Consider the following 19997-nt stretch of genomic DNA (forward strand, 5'->3'; position numbering starts at 1 on the left):
GGATGGGGGAGCTCCGCCGCACCGCTCGACGTTGGGTCAGCTGCCCCCGCTCACGTTGTCGCGCGCCTGCTGTGCACTGTCGGCGACGGTCTGAGCCGCCTGGGTGGCGTCGCCCTTCACGTGCGCGGCCGCATCCACGACATCGTCCTTGATGGCCGCCGCCGCATCCTGCGCCGGCTGCTTCAGCTCCTCACCGACGGTCCTCGCGACCTCCGATGCTTCGTCCAGCAGCGGCTGGGCCTTCTCCTTGGCTTCCTCTGCGATCTCCTTCTCCCTGTCGGAGGCGGGGATCAGCGTCGCGATGACGAGACCGGCGGCGAAAGCCATGAGCCCTACGGCCAGCGGATTGCCCTCGGCCTTCGCCTTGGCTCGGTGACCGAGGTCACCGGCGGCCGACGCGACAGAGGAGCCGGCATCGCGCATCGCGCCCCCGGTGTCGTCGGCGGCGCCCATGACCCTCTCCCGTACCGACCTGAGCCCCTGCTTCATCCTGTCGGTCTGGCGATGCATGATCTTCGACGGAGTGACCTTGTCGGCGAGCGCGTCGACGTCTCTGCCGAACTCCTGCCGTGTCCTCTCGATGTCGGCGCGAATGGCGTCGGGTGAATCGCTCATCGGTTCTCCTCGTTTCTCTTGACTGCGTCGGGGATGCGGCCCAGTGTCTCCACCGTCTGCGGCGCGCCCTCGACGCTCTTCAGTTGCTTGCGTCCCGTCAGGAACAGTGCGAGGGCGATGACGCCCCAGATGACAGCGACGATCACTGCCGACCAGCCCAGGTCCATCACGTGGCCCAATGCCCACCACAGGGCAATCGACAGGAAGAAGATCGCCATGAGGGCGCTGTAGCCGGCGCCGCCGAGCATGCCGGCACCTCGGCCGGCCCGCTTCGCGGATTCCCTGAGCTCCGCCTTCGCGAGTTCCAGCTCCTGCCGCATCAGCGTCGACAGGTCGGCGGTCACTTCGCCCAGAAGATCGCCGAGCGAGGTGGTCTCCGCCTTCCGCTCGGACGGTGTGGCGTCGGTCATGGTCGCCCCTCTTCTCCGAAGGTGTCGCGGTTGGCGGCATCCGTCTGGTCGTAGACGGGCGTGCCGCCCGCATCGTCGGCCGCGAGTGCGTCGACATCACTGCCGCTCACCCCATCGGGGGCCGCGGGGATCGCGGCGTCGACGGGCGAGTCGTGCCACACGTCGCCCGGAAGCGCCGAACCGGTCGTCGCAGCCCCCGTGACCCCCGGCTCCCCGGCGATCACGTGGGCGCCGGCGGCGGCTCCGGCGCCTGCCTGGTTCTCGAGGCCCTGCCGGTCCGTGAAGCCGGGGTCGCGAGGCCCTTCGTCGAGTCGCGATCCCGCGAACCCGGAACCCGTGCCCCCGCCGCCCGACCCTGTCGTGGCGTCGCTCCGGTCCGAAGCGCCGTCTGCGAGCGCGCGCGTCAGCCGACCTGCGACGAGGCCGGCGACGGCGGCGATCGCGATGAAGGTACCGGGACGGCGCCGCGCGAACGTCTTGACCTCGCCGAGGAGGGCGCCGGGGTCGCGGTCGCCGATCCACCCGGCGACTCCCTCGACCCTCGTCGACACCTGGCGGACGAGGTCGGCAGCGATCCCGCCCCCTTCGGCGTTGTCGGCCATCGTGCCGAGTTCACCGCCGACCGATCGCAGGCCGTCGGCGACGCGTCGCTGCTGCGTCGCCGCCTGCTCCCTCAGTTCGGTCCGGGTCTGTTCGTAGAGACCTCTCACCTGATCCTTCGCGGCGTGCCCCACTGCCGCGGCTTCCGACTTGGCCGTGTCGACGACACCGCCTGCCTGTTCCGCCGCCGTGTCCTTCACGCCCGCTGCTTCCTGCTTCGCCGTCTCGATGGTTCCCGACGGCTGCTGGGAGCCGGTGCCCGTCGCACCCGAGCCCCCTCCGCCATAGCTCTCCGACATAGTTGTTCCTCTCGACTGCTGCCGGCGGACACCGGCGTGGGGTAACAGGTCTAGTCATCCCGAGTCCGATGTCGATGAGGCTTGACGGTTCGCCGAGATGGGTCTAGGGCGCACGGCTCATCGCACGTGTACGGCCGGAGCCGGTCGGCCTACGATGGGGCCATGGCAGACAAGCCGCAGTGGCTCATCCGCGAAGACGCGAGCGTACCGGTGCTCGTGGCGCTCGCGTTGCGGCAGTCCCTCGGCATCCGCGTTCCCGAGGATCTGCCGGCCCTGCGCGATCTGGCGGTGCGGGCGCCGGATGCCGTGGAGGCCTCCGCGGCGATCGAATCGCAGTGGCGAGAGTACTGGGACATGACCGTCGAGCCCCGGGCACATCCGTCAGGGGTGCCGCTGGAACTGGTGGACGGCTTCGAGACGCTCGTCGCGCTGCCGGCCTCCGGGGCCACCGAGTTGAAGCATGCCATCGAGCCGCTGGCGCCGCTCGCGCTGCGGTATGCGCGCCAGGCTCACGGCCGGTATGTGGCGACGATGAAGAGCAACACCGGGGGCGACGCCTACCGCGCCTACGCGAGCGCCATCGCCGAGTTCGAACGCGAGGTGGGGCGACGGGCGCACTCGTTCGAACTCAACGTCCAGGTGCTGCCGTTCTCGCAACGGGGCATCTGGTGGATCGGAGATCTCACCGTCGCCGTCACCGACGGCCTGCGGCGGGATGTCGTCGCGTTCGACGCCGCGATCCGCCCGATCATCGCCGAGCTCGCCTGAGCGGGGCGCGCCGGGTCAGTCCGACTCGACGACCGTCTCCCGGTCGACGCGCACGACGCGGTCGTGACGACGGGCGAGCCGCTCGAGCAGCAGTGCCACGACACCACCGAGGGCGAGGCCGATGGGCGCCGTCCACAGCAGGGCGAAACCGAAGACCTGGGTCGGCGGATAGACCACATCCAGCGCCACGGACTCCTCGTAGCTGCCGGTCATCGTGATGATGCCGGCGGCGATGATCCCGAGGACGACGCCGATGGCCATGAACACGCCGAACCGAGGGACGCGGCGCACGGTGGCCTCGACGGTCTGGTGGGTCTCGGGGGATGCCATGCATCCATTGTCCCACCGTTACGCGCCCTCGGCACGGTGAGATGCCGTTATGGCCGAAGCGGCAGGACCCCGGCGAGGTCCGCCCGGATGCCGGAGGCGCTGACGCGTCCGGACGCAGCCGCAGAACCCCACGACTCGGCTCCTGTCGCGACGGCGATCCACGTCGCGGCATCCATCTCCACCACATTCGGCGGCGTGCCTCTGGTGTGCCTCGGCCCCTGGATGACCTGCACCGCCCCGAACGGCGGCACGCGCACCTCGACGCTGTTGCCCGGCGCCTTCTCGTCGAGCAGCTGGAGCAGGTACCGCACAGCGGTCGCGAGGGTTGCCCGCTGCGGCTTCGCCCCTTCGGCATCCGCCCTGGCGACCGCGTCGAGCGCCGCGCGCCCGTCCGCCACCTCGATCTTGCGCACCATGGACGGGAGCATAGTCGCTGTTCCGGCCGTGCCCGCCGTCGCCTCATGCCCGGCCCGCACAGGGTCGCCGGCTGCGCGTAGGCTCGTCGTCATGAGCACGCAGCATCCCGAGAGCGCCCGCGCTCAGCTGCTGGCAGCATCCACGTCTCACGGCTGGGCTGGCCCGTTCCCCCGGCTCGCCGACCCGGACAACGCTCATGACGCCGCCGTGCTCATCCTGTTCGGCGTGCTCGACAGCATCCCGGCACCGGTCGACGACACGGTGGTCGCCCGCGATCTCGACGTGCTGTTGCAGCGCAGAGCCTCGACACTCTCCTCGCATCCGGGTCAAGTCTCGTTCCCCGGCGGGCGCCGTGACCCGGGAGACGCCGATGCGGTCGCCACGGCGCTACGGGAAGCGGAGGAGGAGACCGGCCTCGACCCCGCCGGCGTCGAGGTGCTCGCCACACTGCCGGAGATCCCGCTCGCGGCGAGCAATCATCGGGTGACCCCGGTGCTCGGGTGGTGGCGCACGCCGTCACGCGTGGCCGCCGTCGACCACGCCGAGACGGTCGAGGTGTTCCGCGTGCCCGTGGCGCAGCTGCTGGACCCCGCGACCCGTTACACGTCGGTGCGCCGTTACGGCGATCTCACGTTCCGGTCGCCCGCGTTCGACGTCGACGGGACGATCGTCTGGGGTTTCACGGCGATGGTGCTCAGCGGCCTGTTCGATGCCGCCGGCTGGACGGTGCCGTGGGATGCGTCGGACGAGCGGCCGGTCTGAGCGGTAATCCGGAACAGGCGCTCGGTAGTCTGGACGGGTGAAGATTCTCGTCCTCGGTTCCGGTGCCCGTGAGCACGCGATCATCCTCGCTCTGCGGGCAGAGAAGGCAGGGCATGAGATCTTCGTGTCGCCCGGCAATGCCGGAATCGCCCGGGATGCGACGCCCGTCACCGTCGATGTCCTCGACGGCGGCGCGGTCACCGCGTTCGCGAACGAGCACGCCATCGACCTCGTCGTCATCGGACCCGAAGCTCCGCTGGTCGCCGGTGTCGCCGATGCGCTGCGCGAGCGCGGCATCCCGGTCTTCGGCCCAGGGAGGGCGGCCGCCCAGCTGGAGGGATCGAAGTCGTTCGCGAAGCGGGTGATGGATGCCGCGGGCGTGCCGACCGGCCGGGCCGTGCGCGCCAGCACGACCGCGGAGGTCGAGTCCGCCTTCGACGAGCTCGGCGCCCCGCACGTGGTGAAGGCCGACGGCCTCGCCGCCGGCAAGGGCGTCATCGTCACGTCCGACCGCGCCGAGGCGGTCGCGCACGCGGAGCACTTCCTGCCCGCCGGCCCCGTGCTCATCGAAGAGTTCCTCGCGGGCCCCGAGGTCTCACTGTTCTTCCTCAGCGACGGCGACACGGTGCGAGCGCTCAGCCCGGCGCAGGACTTCAAGCGCGCGCTCGACGGTGACGCCGGCCCCAACACCGGCGGAATGGGCGCCTACTCGCCACTGCCCTGGCTGGCAGACCGGTTCGGCAGCGAGCAGGCCTTCGTCGAAGAGGTCACGCGCGACGTCGCGCTCCCCGTGATCCGGCAGCTCGAAGCCGAGGGCACGCCGTTCATCGGCCTGCTGTACGCGGGCCTCATCCTCACCCCCGCCGGTGTTCGCGTGATCGAATTCAACGCCCGGTTCGGCGACCCCGAGACCCAGGTCGTGCTCCCGCGCCTGGAGACCCCGCTGTCCGACCTGCTGTTCGCGGCGGCATCCGGCACGCTCGAAGACCAGCCCGATCCCGTGTTCAGCGACGATGTGGCGATCACCGTGGTCCTCGCCAGCGAGGGCTATCCCGAGGCGCCGAAGACCGGCCGCCCGATCGAAGGGCTCGACGACGCGGAATCCGTCGAGGGGGTTCGCATCGTGCACGCGGCCACCGCCGGTCCCGATGCTCCCGGCGGGTCGCTGCTCGCGACGGGAGGCCGGGTGCTCAACGTCGTCGCGGCGGCATCCGACTTCGTCACCGCGCGTGAGCGCGCCTACGACGCGATCGGGCGCATCACGCTCGAGGGCTCGCACTTCCGCACCGACATCGCCGCCCGCGTCGCGAAGTAGCGCGTCCGCCCCGCTGTCGCGTGCCGCGCGGGAGGCGCTACTCGCCGGCGCGCCTCGCGGCCGCGGCATCGGACGCCGCGTACCTGCCGAGGAACAGCGAGGCGATCAGTGCCACCGCCATCACGCTCGCCGGCAGCAGGAGCGCCTGAGCCATTCCGCTGGAGAATCCCTCGGCGACCTGTGGCGCAAGGGCGCCGTCGCCGATGATCCCTGACGGGGCATCCCCGAGCCTCGGAAGGTTGGCCTCGAGCCGGGCCTGCATGAACGCGGCGATCGACGCCGACCCGATCACCGATCCGATGGTGCGGGTGGTGTTGTAGATGCCGGCTCCGGCGCCGGCCTGATGAGGCTGCAGCCGGCGTGTGGCGGTCGTCGCGAGCGGCCCCCACATCCCGGCGTTGCCGAGCCCCATCAGGGCGGACGGCAACAGGAACGCCCAGATCGGGGTGTCCATGTTCATCAGCACCGAATACCAGACCAGGGCGCCGGCGACGCAGAGGAGGCCGGGGATGAGGATGATCCGAGGGTCGGAGCGGTCGAGGAGCTTGCCGGCGAACGGAGCGAGCACACCCGAGAGCACCGCCATCGGGATCAGCAGCATCGCCGCCTCGGTCGGGGTGAGCGCACGCGCGGTCTGCAGGAAGAACATCAGCGGCAGCGACATGCTCGTGACCGTGAAGCCGACGGCCGCGATCGCGACGTTCGCGCCGGCGAAGTTCCGGTCGCGGAACAGCACCAGCGGCACCAGCGGTTCGCTGCGGGTGCGCGCCTGTTGCACGAGGAACAGCGTCAGGACGACGAGCCCTGCGGCGATGAGACCCCACACCGAGATCGGGCCCCAGATGACGCCCCAGTCGAACTTCTCGCCCTCTTGCAGACCGAAGACGATCAGGAAGAGCGCGACGGCGCTGAGCACCACCCCGAGCACATCGAAGCGGTGCGGGTGGGTCTCGAGCCTCGGGACGAACAGCCACGCCAGCACGAAACCGACGACGCCGACCGGGAGGTTGATGAAGAAGATCCACTCCCAGCCGAGACCGTCGACGAGCAGTCCGCCGAGCAGCGGACCGACCAGCGTCGCGACACCGGCGGTGGCTCCCCACAGCCCCATCGCCGCGCCGCGCCGCTCAGCCGGGAAGGTGCGCGTGATCACCGCCATGGTCTGCGGCGTCATGAACGCCGCTCCCAGACCCTGCACCGCGCGGGCGACGATCAGTCCCTCGAGCGAGGTCGACAGGCCGCACCAGAGCGACGCGAGCGTGAAGATCGCGAGACCGATGAGGTAGATGTTCTTCGGTCCGAACCTGTCGCCGAGGCGACCGGTGATCAGCAGCGGCACGGCGTACGCGAGCAGGTAGGCGCTCGTCACCCAGACCACGTTGTCGAGGTTGTCGGTCGAGGGGTCGAGGGCCGCCTTGATGGCGGGGTTCGCGACCGAGACGATCGTGGTGTCGACGAGGATCATGAAGAACCCGATCACCAGTGCCCAAAGCGCCGGCCACGGGCTCGTCGGGCGGAGGATCGAACCGGTGGGCGTACGTTCGGCAGAAGTCACCGGGCAACGCTACACCCGTCATCCGACACGGAACGCGGCGTCAGCTCTTCAGCCTGCGCAGCGCCGAGCCCCTGTGTGCGGCCTTGGCTCCGCTCTTCTCCAACGTCACGATGTAGGCGGGTTCGTCCTCGGATGCGGTGAAGTGTTGCCCCGCGAACTGGAAGTCCTTCGTCCTCTTCTCCTCGACGGTGCCCTGGGTCCGCCCCTGGGACGTGCTCCAACTGACACGGTCTCCTCTGGACAGTTCCTTCGCCATGCTTCCTCCGCTTCGTGGACTCTCACGGTCGTGCATCTCACGGCATCCGTACCTGGGGTTGACACGTGCAGCAGCGGGCGACCGGGATAATGGGCGGGTGAGCACTCCTTCGGAAAGCACCGCGCAGATGATCCCCGGCTGGCGTCACATCTACTCGGGGAAGGTCCGCGATCTGTACGCGTCGGAGGATGCCGCCGACACCCGCATCCTCGTCGTCGCGAGCGACCGGGTGAGCGCCTTCGACACGGTCCTCTCCCCCGGCATCCCCGAAAAGGGCGCACTTCTCACACGCCTCAGCCGCTGGTGGTTCTCGCAGCTCGACGACGTCGCGAACCATCTCGCCGAAGGCGACATCCCCGCATCCGTCGCCGATCGCGCGATGCTGGCGCAGTCCCTCGAGATGCTGCCCATCGAGTGCGTCGTCCGCGGCTACATCACCGGCACCGGCTGGGCGGAATATGTCGAAAACGGAACGGTGTGCGGCATCCCGCTGCCCGCGGGCCTGCAGAACGGCGACCGGCTGCCGGAGCCGCTGTTCACCCCGGCATACAAGGCCCCGATGGGCGAGCACGACGAGAACATCTCCTTCGACAGGGTCGTCGAACTCGTCGGCGCCGACCAGGCTGAGAGGCTGCGGGAGGCCTCGCTCGCGATCTATTCGCGCGCGGCCGGCATCGCCGAGCAGCGGGGCCTCATCCTCGCCGACACGAAGTTCGAGTTCGGGACGGATGCCGACGGCATCCTGCGTCTCGCCGACGAGGTGCTGACGAGCGACTCATCCCGCTACTGGGATGCCGCGGCCTGGCGTGATGGCACCACTCCCGCCGAGCGCATGGCGAGCTTCGACAAGCAGATCGTGCGTGACTGGCTCGCCGCGAACTGGGACAAGCAGGGCGAGCCGCCGGCGCTGCCGGATGAGATCGTCGAGCGCACCGCCGCCCGCTACCGCGAACTCGTCGAGCGCCTCGGCGCCTGACCTCCACAGCCTCCTTCTTCCGCGAGACTGCATCTTCGCGCCGAAACCCTGGCGAAAAGCCACCCTCTCGGCAGGAGAGTGCAGACTCGCGGGAAAGAGGAGGAGCTCCGAGCCGAGGAGCCCGGCACCCAGGGAACACTCAGGAATCGGTAGGGTTGCTCCAGCACTCCCGAGACCCCCGACCCTGAGGAGCACCATGCCGCTGTGGAAACTGCACGGAGACGGCCGCACCGTCGAACCGGGCGCCGTCGTCCGCCCCGATGAGCGCCTCGCGTGGCCGGCCACGATCGCGATCGGCGTGCAGCACGTCGTCGCCATGTTCGGCGCGACCTTCCTCGTCCCGATCCTGACCGGCTTCCCCGTCTCGACCACGCTGCTGTTCTCCGGCGTCGGCACGCTGCTGTTCCTGCTGCTGACGCGCAACCGCCTCCCGAGTTATCTGGGTTCGTCGTTCGCGTTCATCGCGCCGATCACCGCACTGAACGGCGGCGGAGCCCTCGAGTCCGGCGAGCAGATCGCGCAGGCCCTGCTCGGCGTTGTCGCCGCCGGTGTGCTGCTCGCTGCCGTCGGCTTCCTCGTGCAGGCCGTCGGCACCGGCTGGATCGACAAGCTCATGCCCCCGGTCGTCGCGGGCTCCATCGTCGCTCTCATCGGCTTCAATCTCGCCCCCGCAGCGTGGAACAACTTCAAGCTCCAGCCCGAACTCGCCACGGTGACGCTCGCCGCCGTCGTGCTGTTCAGCGTGCTGTTCCGCGGCTTCCTCGGACGGATCTCGATCTTCCTCGGCGTCATCGTCGGCTACATCGTGGCGGTCCTCACCGGCCAGGTCGACTTCTCGGCGGTCGGTGAGGCCGCCTGGATCGGTCTCCCCGACTTCCACCTCGCCGCGGTGGGCGACCCGACGGCGTGGGGGCTGGTTCCGATGTTCCTGCCCGTCGTGCTGGTGCTCATCGCCGAGAACGTCGGCCATGTGCGGGGCGTCGCGACGATGACGAACGACCCGACGATGAACAAGCACACCGGTCGCGCCCTCGTCGCCGACGGACTCGCGACGACCCTCGCCGGCGGCTTCGGCGGATCCGGCACGACGACCTACGGCGAGAACATCGGCGTGATGGCGGCGACGCGCGTCTACTCCACCGCCGCGTACTGGGTCGCCGGCGCCGTCGCTATCCTGCTTGCCTTCTCGCCGAAGGTCGGCGTGATCTTCAACACGATCCCGGCAGGCGTTCTCGGCGGCGTGACGACGGCGCTCTACGGTCTCATCGGCGTGATCGGAATCAAGATCTGGGTCGACAACCGCGTGGACTTCTCGCGGCCGGTCAACCAGTACACGGTGGCGGTGTCGTTCGTCATCGCGATCGCGGGCTTCATGATGAGCTGGGGCAGCTTCCAGCTCGGCGCGATCGTGCTCGGCACGGTCGCCGCTCTCGTGATCTACCACCTCGGCAACGCGATCGCCCGCTGGCGCGAGAGCGGGGCCGACGACGGCGGCCCGATCCCGGCTGTCGGCCCGATCGGCGGCGACCCGACCTGACGCCCGTCACGCGCTGACGCGAGAGTCCGGGAGCCTCGGACGAGGCACCCGGGCTCTTGCCGTCAGCGAAGCGTCGCCGAACGCTCAGACGATCACGGCGAGCACGTTGTCTGCCTCCACCGCCGAGCCCACGTCGACGCGCGTCGAGAGCGTGCCCGAGCGATGCGCCGCCACCGGGGTCTCCATCTTCATGGCGTCGAGCACCGCCACCTGCTCGCCGGACGAGACCGCAGCGCCGTCGCCGACGAGCCAGCGCACCAGCGTGCCGGGGGCGGGTGCCAAGAGCTCCGCGGGATCGGGGCCGGATGCCGGGACGGCCGCCACGGCAGCATCCTGCCCGCCCCGCCCGAGGCGCTCCAGCAGGGCAGGCGGCAGGCCCAGCACGACCCGGCGTCCGTCGATCTCGACGGGAACGCGCAGCACGGGACCGTCGGCGAGGGGCGCCGGTCGCAGCTGGGGCTCGAGCCGTGGCAGCAGCGTGCTCTCGATCCACTGCGTGTGCACGGCGAAGGTGTCGGTGGCGAACGCCTCTTCGCCGAGTGCGAGAAGGTCGAAGCCGATGACGGTGGCGGGTCCCGCGACGGAGAGTTCGCGAAGCGCGCGACGGGCACGCGTGAGCGCGGCATCTCGGGTGTCGGCGTGCACGATGAGCTTGGCCATCAGGGAATCGAAGGCCGGCTGCACGACGTCGCCCTCCTCGACACCGCCGTCCCAACGCACTCCGGGACCGCCCGGGATGCGCAGCCTCTCGATGCGACCCGGGCTCGGCAGGAACCCGCGTCCCGGGTCCTCCGCGTTGATCCGGAACTCGAAGGCGTGCCCGACAGGCGTCGGCGTCTCCGACAGCGACATGCCCTCGCCGAAGGCGATGCGGAACTGCTCGCGGACGAGGTCGACCCCGGTGACCTGCTCGGTGACGGGATGCTCGACCTGCAGGCGCGTGTTCACCTCGAGGAACGAGATCGTGCCATCGGCGGCGAGCAGGAACTCCACCGTGCCCGCCCCGCGGTAATGCACCTCGGCGCAGATCGCCCTGGCCGCTGCGTGCAGCTGAAGGCGCTGCTCGACGGTGAGACCCGGCGCCGGCGCCTCCTCGATGAGCTTCTGGTTCCTCCGCTGCATGGAGCAGTCCCGGTCCCCGACCGCCACGACGCCGCCCACGCCGTCGCCGAGCACCTGCACCTCGACGTGGCGCGGGCTTTCGAGGTACCGCTCCACGAAGCACTCGCCGCGGCCGAACGCGGCGATCGCCTCACGCGTCGCCGCATCGAAGGCGTCGGCCACCTCGGAGAGCTCGCGGACGACCTTCAGGCCGCGCCCACCTCCGCCGAACGCGGCCTTGATCGCGATCGGCAGGCCATGCAGGCGGGCGAACGCCACCGCTTCGGCCGGGCCCGTCAGGGGGCGGTCGGTGCCGGCCGCGAGCGGCGCCCCGGCGCGCTGGGCGATGCGCCGCGCGGTCATCTTGTCGCCGAGCGCCTCGATGCTCTCCGGCGTCGGTCCGATCCAGACGAGACCGGCATCCTCGACGGCCCGCGCGAAGTCGGCGCTCTCCGAAAGGAACCCGTAGCCGGGGTGAACGGCATCCGCGCCCGTCCGCTCCGCCGCCTCCAGCAGCGCGTGAATCGAGAGGTAGCTCGTCGCGGCCGTGTCTCCGCCCAGCGCCACCGCCTCGTCGGCGAGGCGCACGTGCATCGCGTCGGCATCCTGATCGGCGTACACCGCGATCGACGTGTACCCGGCTTCCGCGCACGCGCGCATGACGCGCACGGCGATCTCGCCGCGATTGGCGATCAGCACCTTCTTCATTGGTTCTCCTTCACGACGAATCGGATGCGCACTCCCGGTGGCAGCTGACCGGCCAGATCGAGGAAGCGATCGGTGACCGCGCCGATGACCGGGTACCCGCCGGTGAGCGGGTGATCCTGCAGGAAGAGCACCGGCTGGCCGTCGGGCGGCACCTGGATCGCCCCGGTCACGGCACCCTCGCTGGGCAGCTCGCCGGAGACCGATCGTTCCAGGGGCGCAGCGCCCGCCAGGCGGATGCCGACCCGATCCGAGCGCGGGGTCACCTCCCAGTCCTGATCGACGAGGACGCGAAGGGCCCGATCGGTGAACCAGCCGTCACGGGGACCGAGGGTGATCTCGAGCGCGACCGTCTCGCCCGGCGCCGGAAGGGCGCGCGGCAACGCGTGGGGGTCCACCGCTCGGGGGGCGGCGCGTGGATCGCCGATGGCGACCCTGTCACCCGCTGCGAGCGGGGCGGGTCCGAGACCGGCGAGCGTGTCTGCGGCGACGCTGCCGAGAGCGGGCGACGCGATGATTCCGCCGCGCACGGCGATGACGTAGCGGAGGCCCCGATCGGGGTGCCCGAGTGCGAGTTCGTCGCCGTCGGCGAGCGCGAACGGCACGCCAGGCGGGATGTCGCGGGTGACACCGTCGCGATCGGTGAGGGCGAGGGATCCGACGGCCCCTGTGACGGCGGCGACCTCGGCGCCGTGGAAGCGCAGCACCATCCCTCCGACGCTCTCGAGGACCGCTGCGCCGTCGCTGTTCCCGACGGCGCGGTTCGCGTCGCGCATCGCCGTACGGTCGGCGGCGCCGGACGCCGAGACGCCGAGGGCCGCGTGACCCGGGCGCCCGGCATCCTGCACCAGCAACTGCAGTGAGGATCGGACGACCTCGATCGTGCGCGGCGTGCCGGATCCCCGATGATCGGCCCCGTCACGGGCGTGTCCGCCGTCGACACGCCCGGACCTGGCCGGATCGTCCGGGATTCGGGACGTCCCCGCGGGCCCGGAGATGGAGCCGGTGACGGCCGCTGCCATCGCCCGCTCGAAACGCACCAGAGTTCCCGGCGACAGGAGCGCGGGCGGATCGCGATCGATGTCCCACATCACCGCATCCGTGCGGCCGATGAGCTGCCACCCGCCCGGGCTCTCCCGCGGATAGACCCCGGTGAACGCACCCGCCAGGGCGACCGATCCCGCGGGCACTCTCGTTCGCGGCGACGGCCGGCGAGGCACCTCGAAGAGCGGATCCGAAGAGACCGCGTAACCGAATCCCGGGGCGAAGCCCGAGAACGCCACGCGCCAGTCCGCGGCGAGGTGCCGCGCGATGACCTCGTCGACCGAGACGCCGAGCGAGGCGCTCACGTCGTCGAGATCCTCTCCGTCGTAGCGCACCGGGATCGTCACCTCCCGTGCGTGCGGCACGTGTCCGGTCTCGACGGTCGTGCCTTCCAGCACGGTCGCGAGATCGGATGCCGCGACCCGGAGCGGATCGAACCGCACCAGCACCGTGCGCGCGCCCGGGATGAGCTCCTCCACACCGGCGACTCCCGCCCAGGCGAGGTTGAACCGCATCGCCTCGTCGAGATCCGCCGCCTCGACGAGGAGCGCGCGATCGGAGGCCGTGAGGATGCGCATCAGACGAACGGGGCGATCTGGATGCCCGATGTCTCCAGCATCCGCCGGGTCTCTGCGGCCATCGCGACGGAGCCGGGGCTGTCGCCGTGCACGCAGATCGACTGCGCGACCACCGCCACATCGGTGCCGTCGATCGCGCGGACGATCCCTTCTTCGGCCAGTCGCACCATGCGCTCGGCGACAACGACGGGATCATGCAGCACAGACCCTTCCTGCGTGCGCGAGACCAGCTGCCCGTCCGGCAGGTACGCGCGATCGGCGAAGGCTTCGGCGGCGATGGTGAGCCCGGCACGCGCCGCGACGTCGAGCACCACCCCTCCCGCGAGACCGAGCAGCACCAGCGAGGGGTCGACGGCGCGGATGGCGGCCACGACGTCCTTCGCCTGCCGCTCATCGCGCGCGATGGTGTTGTACAGCGCGCCATGCGGTTTCACGTAGGCGACCTTGCCGCCGACGCCCGCGGCGAGCCCCGCGATCGCGCCGAGCTGGTATTCGACATGTGCCTGCAGCGTGGCCGAGTCGATGTCCATGGCCGTGCGACCGAAGTTCTCGTAGTCGCGGTAGCCCGGGTGAGCGCCGATCACGACGCCCCGTTGCACCGCGGCGGTGAGCGTCGACCGGATCCCCTCCGGGCTCCCGGCGTGGAATCCGCACGACACGTTGGCGCTGGTGACGATGCCGAGCATGCTCTCGTCATCGCTGACGACGCGGTCGGGGACATTCTCGCCGAGGTCGGAGTTCAGGTCGATCGTCGCCACGGTCATCCTCCGATCCCGAGCAGCGCGAAGATCGGGACGATCGAGACCGCCCCCATGTACCAGGTGAGCGCGGTCACCACGGTTCCGGCGATCAGCAGCCACAGCGGGTACTTCGCCGTGCCGAGCAGGTCGCGGCGGAACCAGCCGATGTACATGAACACCGTCAGCCCGATCGGGAGGATCAGGCCGTTGAATCCGCCGACGAAGACGAGGATCGCCGCCGGCGCCGTCCCGATCGAGAGGTACACGATCAGCGAGACGACGATGAAGCAGACCGTGGCCAGTTGCAGCGGCCAGCCGCCGGCGAGCCTGCGGGTGAATGTCGAGAGGAAGGTGGCCGAGGTGTAGGCCGCCCCGATGACCGAACTGATCGCCGCAGCCCAGAAGATCGCCCCGAAGATGCGCAGGCCCGCGTCGCCCAGCACCGAGCCGAACGCCTGACCGGCGGGGTTGGCGGCCTGGCTCGAGAGGTCGAGAGCCACACCCGATGCGACGACGCCGAGCACCGCGAGGAACAGCACGTAGCGCATGACCCCGGTGATGAGGATGCCGTTCGCCGCGGAGCGCATGACCCGGCCCGCGTGCTCCGGTCCGGTGTGCCCCGAGTCGAGATAGCGATGCGCACCGGAGTAGGTGATGTAGCCGCCAACGGTGCCGCCGACGATCGTCGTGATCGTGGCGAAGTTCAGCTCGTCGGGCACGAACGTCTGCCGCAGCGCCTCACCGATGGGCGGCTGGGCGATGAAGGCGACCACGAGCGTCATCCCGATCATCCCGATCCCGAGCACGATCAGGACCACATCCATGACCCGGCCCGCCTTCTTCACCATGAAGATGATGATCGCCAGCGCACCGGTGAGCACGCCGCCGAGCTTGGCATCGATGCCGAGCAGGGCGTTCAGGCCCAGGCCGCCACCGGCGATGTTGCCGATGTTGAACGCCAGCCCGCCGATGACGACGAGGACGGCGATCACGTGGCCGGAGAACGGGATGGCGCTGTTGGCGAGTTCGCCGGCGCGCTTGCCGGAGGAGGTGATCATGCGCCACACGTTCAGCTGCACCGCGATGTCGACGATGACCGAGATCAGGATCGCGAAGGCGAAGGCGGCGCCCATCGTGGCCGTGAAGGTGGCCGTCTGCGTGATGAAACCTGGGCCGATGGCGCTGGTGGCCATGAGGAAGATGGCGCCGATCACCGCACTTCGCCCTGCGCGCTTCTTCACGGCGGCGAGCTTCACCTGGTCTTCGGGGGAGAGTGTGGACGGAGCGTGTTCCGGCATGGGGAATCCCATCGTCGTTGGTGGGTGTCGATCACACGAGTGTAGGACACATCACACGATATTGTTCAACAATTTCTCCCCGCGCGGAGAATCAGCCCGAGCGCGCCTTCCCCTACGCTGGTCACGTGTCACAACAGGAGGTGCTGGCAGACGTCCTTCGCCGGCAGATCATCGACGGGGCTTTCGCCCCGGGCTCCCGCCTGTCGGAATCCGCCCTGGCGGACCGCTTCGACGTCTCGCGCAACACGCTTCGAGAGGCCTTCCGCGTCCTCGCCGAGCAGGGCCTGCTCGAACACATCCCTCATCGCGGCGTCTCGGTCGCATCGCCCTCGGTCGCGGACGTCATCGACATCTACCGAGCGCGCCGCGTCATCGAGTGCTCGGCACTTCGGCAGTCCGAGCCCGAGCACCCGGCCGTCGAACGCATGCGCGACGCGGTCGACGCCGCCGAGGCGGCCATCGCCGGCGCATCGCCGCGCGACCACGATGCCTGGCGGGCCGTCGGCAGCGCGAACATGGCCTTCCACGTCGCGCTGGTCGACCTCGCCGACAGCCCGCGCCTCACGCGCACCTACCGGAACGTGGCCGCAGAACTCCGACTGGCGTTCCTCGAGATCGACGACCCCCGTGCGCTTCACGAGCCCTTCGTGCGCCGGAACCGAGCCGTTCTCACCGCGTTCCTCGAGCAGGGATCGCAGGCGGGTGCCGATGAGCTCGAGCGCTACCTCATCCAGTCGGAGCGCGCGGTCCTCGGCGCGTTCGCCCGGATGGGCAAGAGCTGAGCCCGACCCACCGCCCGTGACGCCGCCCGTCGGCTACGCCGAACCCCGGACCACGAGCTCGGTCGGCAGGATCGTGGTGTGCGGCGGATCCCCTCCCGCCAGCAGCGAGAGCAGGATGCCGGCCATCGCCTCGCCCTGGGCGTACATGGGCTGGCGCACCGTGGTGAGCTGCGGGTCCGTCGACACCGCGACGGACGAGTCATCGAAGCCGACGAGGGCGACGTCTTCGGGCACGCGGATGCCGGCTGCTCGGAGCGCGGTCAGCGCGCCCCGCGCCATCAGGTCACTGGCGACGAAGATCCCGTCCGGGCGACCGGATGCCAGCATCCGCCTGACGGCATCCGCGCCGCTCGACTCGCTGTAGTCGCCTGCCTCCTCGGCGAACGACGCGAGGCCGGCATCGGCGAGCGCCGAACGGAAGCCCTGCACTCGGTCGACCGACGCCACCATCGTCAGCGGGCCGGAGATCGTCGCGATGCGCGAGCGCCCGATGTCGATGAGGCGCTGCGTGGCGACGCGCGCGCCGTCGACGTTGTCGACATCGACGATGTAGTCGCCCGGGCCGGTGCGCACCGGGCGGCCGCCGTAGACCACCGGCACCGCGTCGGCGATGCGATCGATGAAGGCATCGCTGGTGTGGTGCGAGACGATGATCGCCCCGTCGACACCGCCGTTGCGCACGAAGCTCGTCATCTTGTCGCCCGGGTCGTCACTGGCGATGAGGAGGTTCAGGAGGTAGTCCGACCCGCCGAGGGCGCCGGTGACGCCGGCGACGATCGCCGCGAAGAACGGATCGCCGAAGAAGCGGGTCGTGTCCTCCGGGACGATGAGCGCGATCGCCTGCGTCTGCTTCGATGCCAGCGATCGCGCGGCGCGGTTGGGAACGTAGTTCAGCCGCTCGATGGCGGCTCTCACCGCGGCGAGCGCTTCCGGACTCACCGCCGTCGATCCGTTCACCACCCGGGAGACCGTCGATCGCGAGACCCCGGCGGCGGCGGCGACCTCTTCGATGGTCGCCCGCGCCGATCGCGCTGCGTCTTTGTGCATCACACCATTCTCGGGGTTCCGGGGCGGATCGCCTGGAGCCTCGAGCTCGGCGTGCAGCAGCGCGTTCACACGGCGCGTGCGGCGATGATGCGGGCGTATTCGAGACCGCTGTCCTTCACGACCCGCTCCTGGGTGTCGTACTCCACGCGCACGATCCCGAAGCGCTTCTCGTAACCCCACGCCCACTCGTAGTTGTCCAGCAGCGACCAGTAGAAGAATCCGCGCACATCGACACCGGCGTCGATCGCGTCGGCGATCGCCGCGACGTGGTCGACGAGGAAGGTTCGTCGCTCGTCGTCGGCCACCCGATCGCCCTCGCGCACGTCGTCGTAGGCTGCGCCGTTCTCGGTGACGTAGAGCGGGACGCCGCCGGCGTACTCGTCGGACACCCGCTTCAGCAGCCGGGTGAGTCCCTCGGGCTGGACCTCCCAGCCCATGCTCGTGCGAGCGAGCCCGCGCTCGACCCAGTGGATTCCGTCGGCGGCCGGGTACGGCGATCGCGTCTTCCGCTCGGTGGGCGCATCGCCGCCCGCCGGCTCCTGCTCCGGTGCGGTGCCGGAGACCATCTCGCCGTGGTAGTAGTTCACACCCAGCGCGTCGAGGGGGGTCGAGATCGCCGCGAGGTCGCCGGGGAGAACGGCCTGCTCCCAGCGCGCCACCGCTGCGGAATCGACCTTGCGGAAGTCGCGGATGATGTCGTCCGGATAGACGCCACGGAACACCGGGTCGAGGAACCACCGGTTGAACTGGCCGTCGATGCGGCGCGCCGCGTCGAGATCGGCCGGGGCCTGAGCGTCCGCCGGATCGGCGACGGTGAGGTTGAGGGTGATGCCGAGGTCGAGCTTCGGGTCGCGGCCGCGCAGCGCCTGCACGGTCTTGCCGTGCGCGAGGAGCAGATGGTGCGCCGCCAGCATCCCGTCTCCGATGTCCATGCGCCCGGGGGCATGGATGCCGGCGGTGTAGGAGAGGAACGAGGAGCACCATGGCTCGTTCAGCGTCGTCCAGTAGTGCACGCGGTCGCCGAGAGCGTCGTGCATGGTGCCGGCGTATTCGAGGAACCGGTCGACCGTCTCGCGACTCGTCCAGCCGCCCTTCTCCTCCAGCGCCTGTGGCATGTCCCAGTGATAGAGCGTGAGCCAGGGCACGATGTCGTTCGCGAGCAGCTCGTCGACGAGCCGCTTGTAGAAGTCGACGCCCTTCTCGTTCACCGCGCCGCCGTCGGGGCGCACCCGCGACCACGACGTCGAGAAGCGGTACGTCTGCAGCCCCAGCTGCTTCATCAGAGCGACATCCTGCGGGTAGCGGTTGTAGTGGTCGCAGGCGACGTCACCGTTGTCGGCGTTGATCACTGCCCCGGGCACTCGCGCGAACGCATCCCAGATCGACGCGGTGCGGCCGTCGTCGAAGGCAGCACCTTCGATCTGGTAGGCGGCGGTCGCAGCGCCGAAGAGGAAGTTCTCTGGGAGGGTTCGGGTCATGGATGTCATCCTTTCACTGCCCCCTGCATGATGCCACTGACCAGCTGCCGACCCGCGATCACGAAGAGCACGAGCAGGGGGAGGGTTGCGAGCACCGCGCCGGCGAGCACGATCGAGTAGTCGATGTAGTAGCCCGACTGCAGCTGGCTGAGCGCCGTCTGCAGCGTCGGGTTCTGCGGGGAGAGCACGATCAGCGGCCACAGGTAGTCGGTCCAGGCCGTCATGAACGTGAACAGGCCGAGGATCGCCATCGCCGGGCGGGCAGCCGGGATGCCGACGGTCAGGAACGTGCGGAACTGGTTCGCGCCGTCCATCCTGGCCGCTTCGATCAGCTCGTCGGGAATCACGTCGACGAGGTACTGCCGCATGAAGAACACCCCGAAGGCGGTGACGAGCGTCGGCACGATGACGGCGCCGACCGTTCCCGTCCAGCCGAGCTCGCGCATCACCATGAACAACGGGATGATGCCCAGCTGGGTCGGGATCGCCATCGTCGCGATCACGAAGATCATCAGTCCGTCCCGCCCCTTGAACCGCAGCTTGGCGAAGGCGTAGCCGGCCAGCGTCGAGAAGGTCACCACCGAGATCGTGATGACGCTCGAGATCAGGAAGGAGTTGCCGAGAGCCAGCCAGAACGGGATGGCGTCGAAGACCCGTGCGGCATTGGCGAAGAAGTTCCCGCCAGGGATCAGCGGGAGCGTCTCGCCTCGGGTGGCGTTCGTGCCACTGGCGACGACGACCGACCACCAGAGCGGGTACACGCTGCCGATGATGAACGCCGTCAAGAGCCCGTAGGTGAGGAAGCCGGGGCGGCTGCCGATGCCGGCGCTCCCGGACGTCGCGCCGCGACGGCGCCGGATCTTCTCCGGCACGCTGAGTGCCTGGGTGGCGGTCATCGCGCCTCCTCCTTGATGCTCGAGCGGGCGCGGCGGCGCGCTGCGCGGTTCTTGCGGTCGTCTCCGGTGGCGATGCTCCGGGAGATCATGAAGTTGATCAGTCCGATGCCGACGATCAGCACGAACAGCAGGATGGCCACCGCGGACGCCTGCCCCAGGTCTCGGCGGAAGAACGCGAGATCCCAGAGGAAGAGCACGGTCGTCTGGAACTGCCGGTCGCTGCCACCGATGCCACCGGCGGAGGACACGTCGAACAGACGCGGTTCGGCGAAGATCTGGAGCCCCCCGATCGTCGCCGTGATGATCACGAAGATGAGCGTCGGACGGATCGTCGGGATCGTGATCGAGAAGAACCGGCGGCCGGGGCCGGCGCCGTCGAGCGCGGCGGACTCGTAGAGGTCGCGGGGAACGGCCTGCATGGCGGCGAGCAGGATGAGGGCGTTGTAGCCGGTCCAGCGGAAGTTGACCATCACCGCGATCGCGATGTG

Annotated in this window: 21 protein-coding genes; 6 read left to right on the forward strand and 15 right to left on the reverse strand. The window is 69.9% G+C overall.

Going from position 1 to position 19997, the window contains the following annotated elements; genetic code table 11:
- Positions 1 to 36: 36 nt before the first annotated feature.
- Genes RIN18_RS05860 through RIN18_RS05870 form a run of 3 tightly spaced genes read right to left on the reverse strand, consistent with a single transcriptional unit; the run spans position 37 to position 1924 of the window.
- The gene (locus RIN18_RS05860; protein ID WP_309103017.1) at positions 37 to 615 is read right to left on the reverse strand and encodes a DUF3618 domain-containing protein; all 579 of its coding nucleotides are present in this window, start codon (positions 613 to 615) and stop codon (positions 37 to 39) included.
- Entirely contained in the window at positions 612 to 1025 is a 414-nt protein-coding gene (locus RIN18_RS05865) for a phage holin family protein (RefSeq protein WP_309103018.1), read from the reverse strand. Before RIN18_RS05865 ends, RIN18_RS05860 begins: the two co-directional genes overlap by 4 nt.
- Complete coding sequence (locus RIN18_RS05870) at positions 1022 to 1924, reverse strand: hypothetical protein (protein ID WP_309103019.1); 903 nt, start codon at positions 1922 to 1924, stop codon at positions 1022 to 1024. Before RIN18_RS05870 ends, RIN18_RS05865 begins: the two co-directional genes overlap by 4 nt.
- A 162-nt stretch (positions 1925 to 2086) precedes the next feature.
- Between RIN18_RS05870 and RIN18_RS05875 the strand changes: the two genes are divergently transcribed.
- Positions 2087 to 2692, forward strand: coding sequence for a zinc-binding alcohol dehydrogenase (locus RIN18_RS05875; RefSeq protein ID WP_309103020.1), 606 nt, complete (start codon positions 2087 to 2089; stop codon positions 2690 to 2692).
- Between the two features lie 15 nt (positions 2693 to 2707).
- Here RIN18_RS05875 and RIN18_RS05880 read toward each other — a convergent pair whose 3' ends face one another.
- Together RIN18_RS05880 and RIN18_RS05885 are read right to left on the reverse strand one after the other, a co-directional pair.
- Positions 2708 to 3022 carry a potassium transporter Trk gene (locus RIN18_RS05880; RefSeq protein ID WP_309103021.1) on the reverse strand — a complete coding sequence of 105 codons (315 nt, stop codon included), beginning with the start codon at positions 3020 to 3022 and terminating at the stop codon, positions 2708 to 2710.
- A 47-nt stretch (positions 3023 to 3069) separates the two neighbouring features.
- The gene (locus RIN18_RS05885; protein WP_309103022.1) at positions 3070 to 3438 is read right to left on the reverse strand and encodes a sterol carrier family protein; all 369 of its coding nucleotides are present in this window, start codon (positions 3436 to 3438) and stop codon (positions 3070 to 3072) included.
- Between the two features lie 91 nt (positions 3439 to 3529).
- On the opposite strand from RIN18_RS05885, the gene RIN18_RS05890 reads away from it, so the two are divergent.
- Positions 3530 to 4201 (forward strand): CoA pyrophosphatase, encoded by a 672-nt coding sequence (locus tag RIN18_RS05890; protein ID WP_309103023.1) that lies wholly within the window; start codon positions 3530 to 3532, stop codon positions 4199 to 4201.
- 37 nt (positions 4202 to 4238) lie between these two features.
- Entirely contained in the window at positions 4239 to 5516 is a 1278-nt protein-coding gene (gene purD / locus RIN18_RS05895) for a phosphoribosylamine--glycine ligase (RefSeq protein ID WP_309103024.1), read from the forward strand.
- 37 nt (positions 5517 to 5553) lie between these two features.
- On the opposite strand, the gene RIN18_RS05900 is transcribed toward purD, so the two are convergent.
- Together RIN18_RS05900 and RIN18_RS05905 are read right to left on the reverse strand one after the other, a co-directional pair.
- On the reverse strand, positions 5554 to 6981 hold the full coding sequence (locus tag RIN18_RS05900) for a DHA2 family efflux MFS transporter permease subunit (RefSeq protein WP_309103039.1): 1428 nt from the start codon (positions 6979 to 6981) through the stop codon (positions 5554 to 5556).
- A 130-nt stretch (positions 6982 to 7111) separates the two neighbouring features.
- Entirely contained in the window at positions 7112 to 7327 is a 216-nt protein-coding gene (locus RIN18_RS05905; RefSeq protein WP_309103025.1) for a DUF2945 domain-containing protein, read from the reverse strand.
- 127 nt (positions 7328 to 7454) lie between these two features.
- On the opposite strand from RIN18_RS05905, the gene RIN18_RS05910 reads away from it, so the two are divergent.
- Together RIN18_RS05910 and RIN18_RS05915 are read left to right on the forward strand one after the other, a co-directional pair.
- Complete coding sequence (locus RIN18_RS05910) at positions 7455 to 8303, forward strand: phosphoribosylaminoimidazolesuccinocarboxamide synthase (protein WP_309103040.1); 849 nt, start codon at positions 7455 to 7457, stop codon at positions 8301 to 8303.
- A 196-nt stretch (positions 8304 to 8499) separates the two neighbouring features.
- On the forward strand, positions 8500 to 9840 hold the full coding sequence (locus RIN18_RS05915) for a solute carrier family 23 protein (RefSeq protein WP_309103026.1): 1341 nt from the start codon (positions 8500 to 8502) through the stop codon (positions 9838 to 9840).
- Positions 9841 to 9924: 84 nt separating this feature from the next.
- Here RIN18_RS05915 and RIN18_RS05920 read toward each other — a convergent pair whose 3' ends face one another.
- From RIN18_RS05920 to RIN18_RS05935, 4 genes are read right to left on the reverse strand one after another with little or no spacing between them, the layout of a single operon-like run.
- Entirely contained in the window at positions 9925 to 11649 is a 1725-nt protein-coding gene (locus RIN18_RS05920; protein WP_309103027.1) for a biotin carboxylase N-terminal domain-containing protein, read from the reverse strand.
- Positions 11646 to 13268, reverse strand: coding sequence for an urea amidolyase family protein (locus RIN18_RS05925; RefSeq protein WP_309103028.1), 1623 nt, complete (start codon positions 13266 to 13268; stop codon positions 11646 to 11648). Before RIN18_RS05925 ends, RIN18_RS05920 begins: the two co-directional genes overlap by 4 nt.
- Positions 13268 to 14026 carry a 5-oxoprolinase subunit PxpA gene (locus RIN18_RS05930; RefSeq protein WP_309103029.1) on the reverse strand — a complete coding sequence of 253 codons (759 nt, stop codon included), beginning with the start codon at positions 14024 to 14026 and terminating at the stop codon, positions 13268 to 13270. Before RIN18_RS05930 ends, RIN18_RS05925 begins: the two co-directional genes overlap by 1 nt.
- Before the next feature lie 2 nt (positions 14027 to 14028).
- Complete coding sequence (locus tag RIN18_RS05935; protein ID WP_309103030.1) at positions 14029 to 15306, reverse strand: divalent metal cation transporter; 1278 nt, start codon at positions 15304 to 15306, stop codon at positions 14029 to 14031.
- A gap of 125 nt (positions 15307 to 15431) precedes the next feature.
- Here RIN18_RS05935 and RIN18_RS05940 point away from each other — a divergent pair, with 125 nt between their 5' ends.
- Entirely contained in the window at positions 15432 to 16088 is a 657-nt protein-coding gene (locus tag RIN18_RS05940) for a GntR family transcriptional regulator (RefSeq protein ID WP_309103031.1), read from the forward strand.
- Between the two features lie 33 nt (positions 16089 to 16121).
- On the opposite strand, the gene RIN18_RS05945 is transcribed toward RIN18_RS05940, so the two are convergent.
- From RIN18_RS05945 to RIN18_RS05960, 4 genes are all read right to left on the reverse strand, one after another.
- Positions 16122 to 17135, reverse strand: a complete 1014-nt coding sequence (locus tag RIN18_RS05945; protein WP_309103032.1) for a LacI family DNA-binding transcriptional regulator — start codon at positions 17133 to 17135, stop codon at positions 16122 to 16124.
- Positions 17136 to 17200: 65 nt separating this feature from the next.
- Positions 17201 to 18613 carry a GH1 family beta-glucosidase gene (locus RIN18_RS05950; protein ID WP_375163499.1) on the reverse strand — a complete coding sequence of 471 codons (1413 nt, stop codon included), beginning with the start codon at positions 18611 to 18613 and terminating at the stop codon, positions 17201 to 17203.
- Between the two features lie 5 nt (positions 18614 to 18618).
- Entirely contained in the window at positions 18619 to 19509 is an 891-nt protein-coding gene (locus tag RIN18_RS05955; RefSeq protein WP_309103034.1) for a carbohydrate ABC transporter permease, read from the reverse strand.
- Positions 19506 to 19997: sugar ABC transporter permease (locus tag RIN18_RS05960; RefSeq protein ID WP_309103035.1), on the reverse strand; the 492-nt coding region annotated here is incomplete at its 5' end. The genes RIN18_RS05955 and RIN18_RS05960, both read right to left, overlap by 4 nt.

The organism is Microbacterium sp., from assembly GCF_031179285.1.
In the GTDB taxonomy this organism is placed as follows: domain Bacteria; phylum Actinomycetota; class Actinomycetes; order Actinomycetales; family Microbacteriaceae; genus Microbacterium.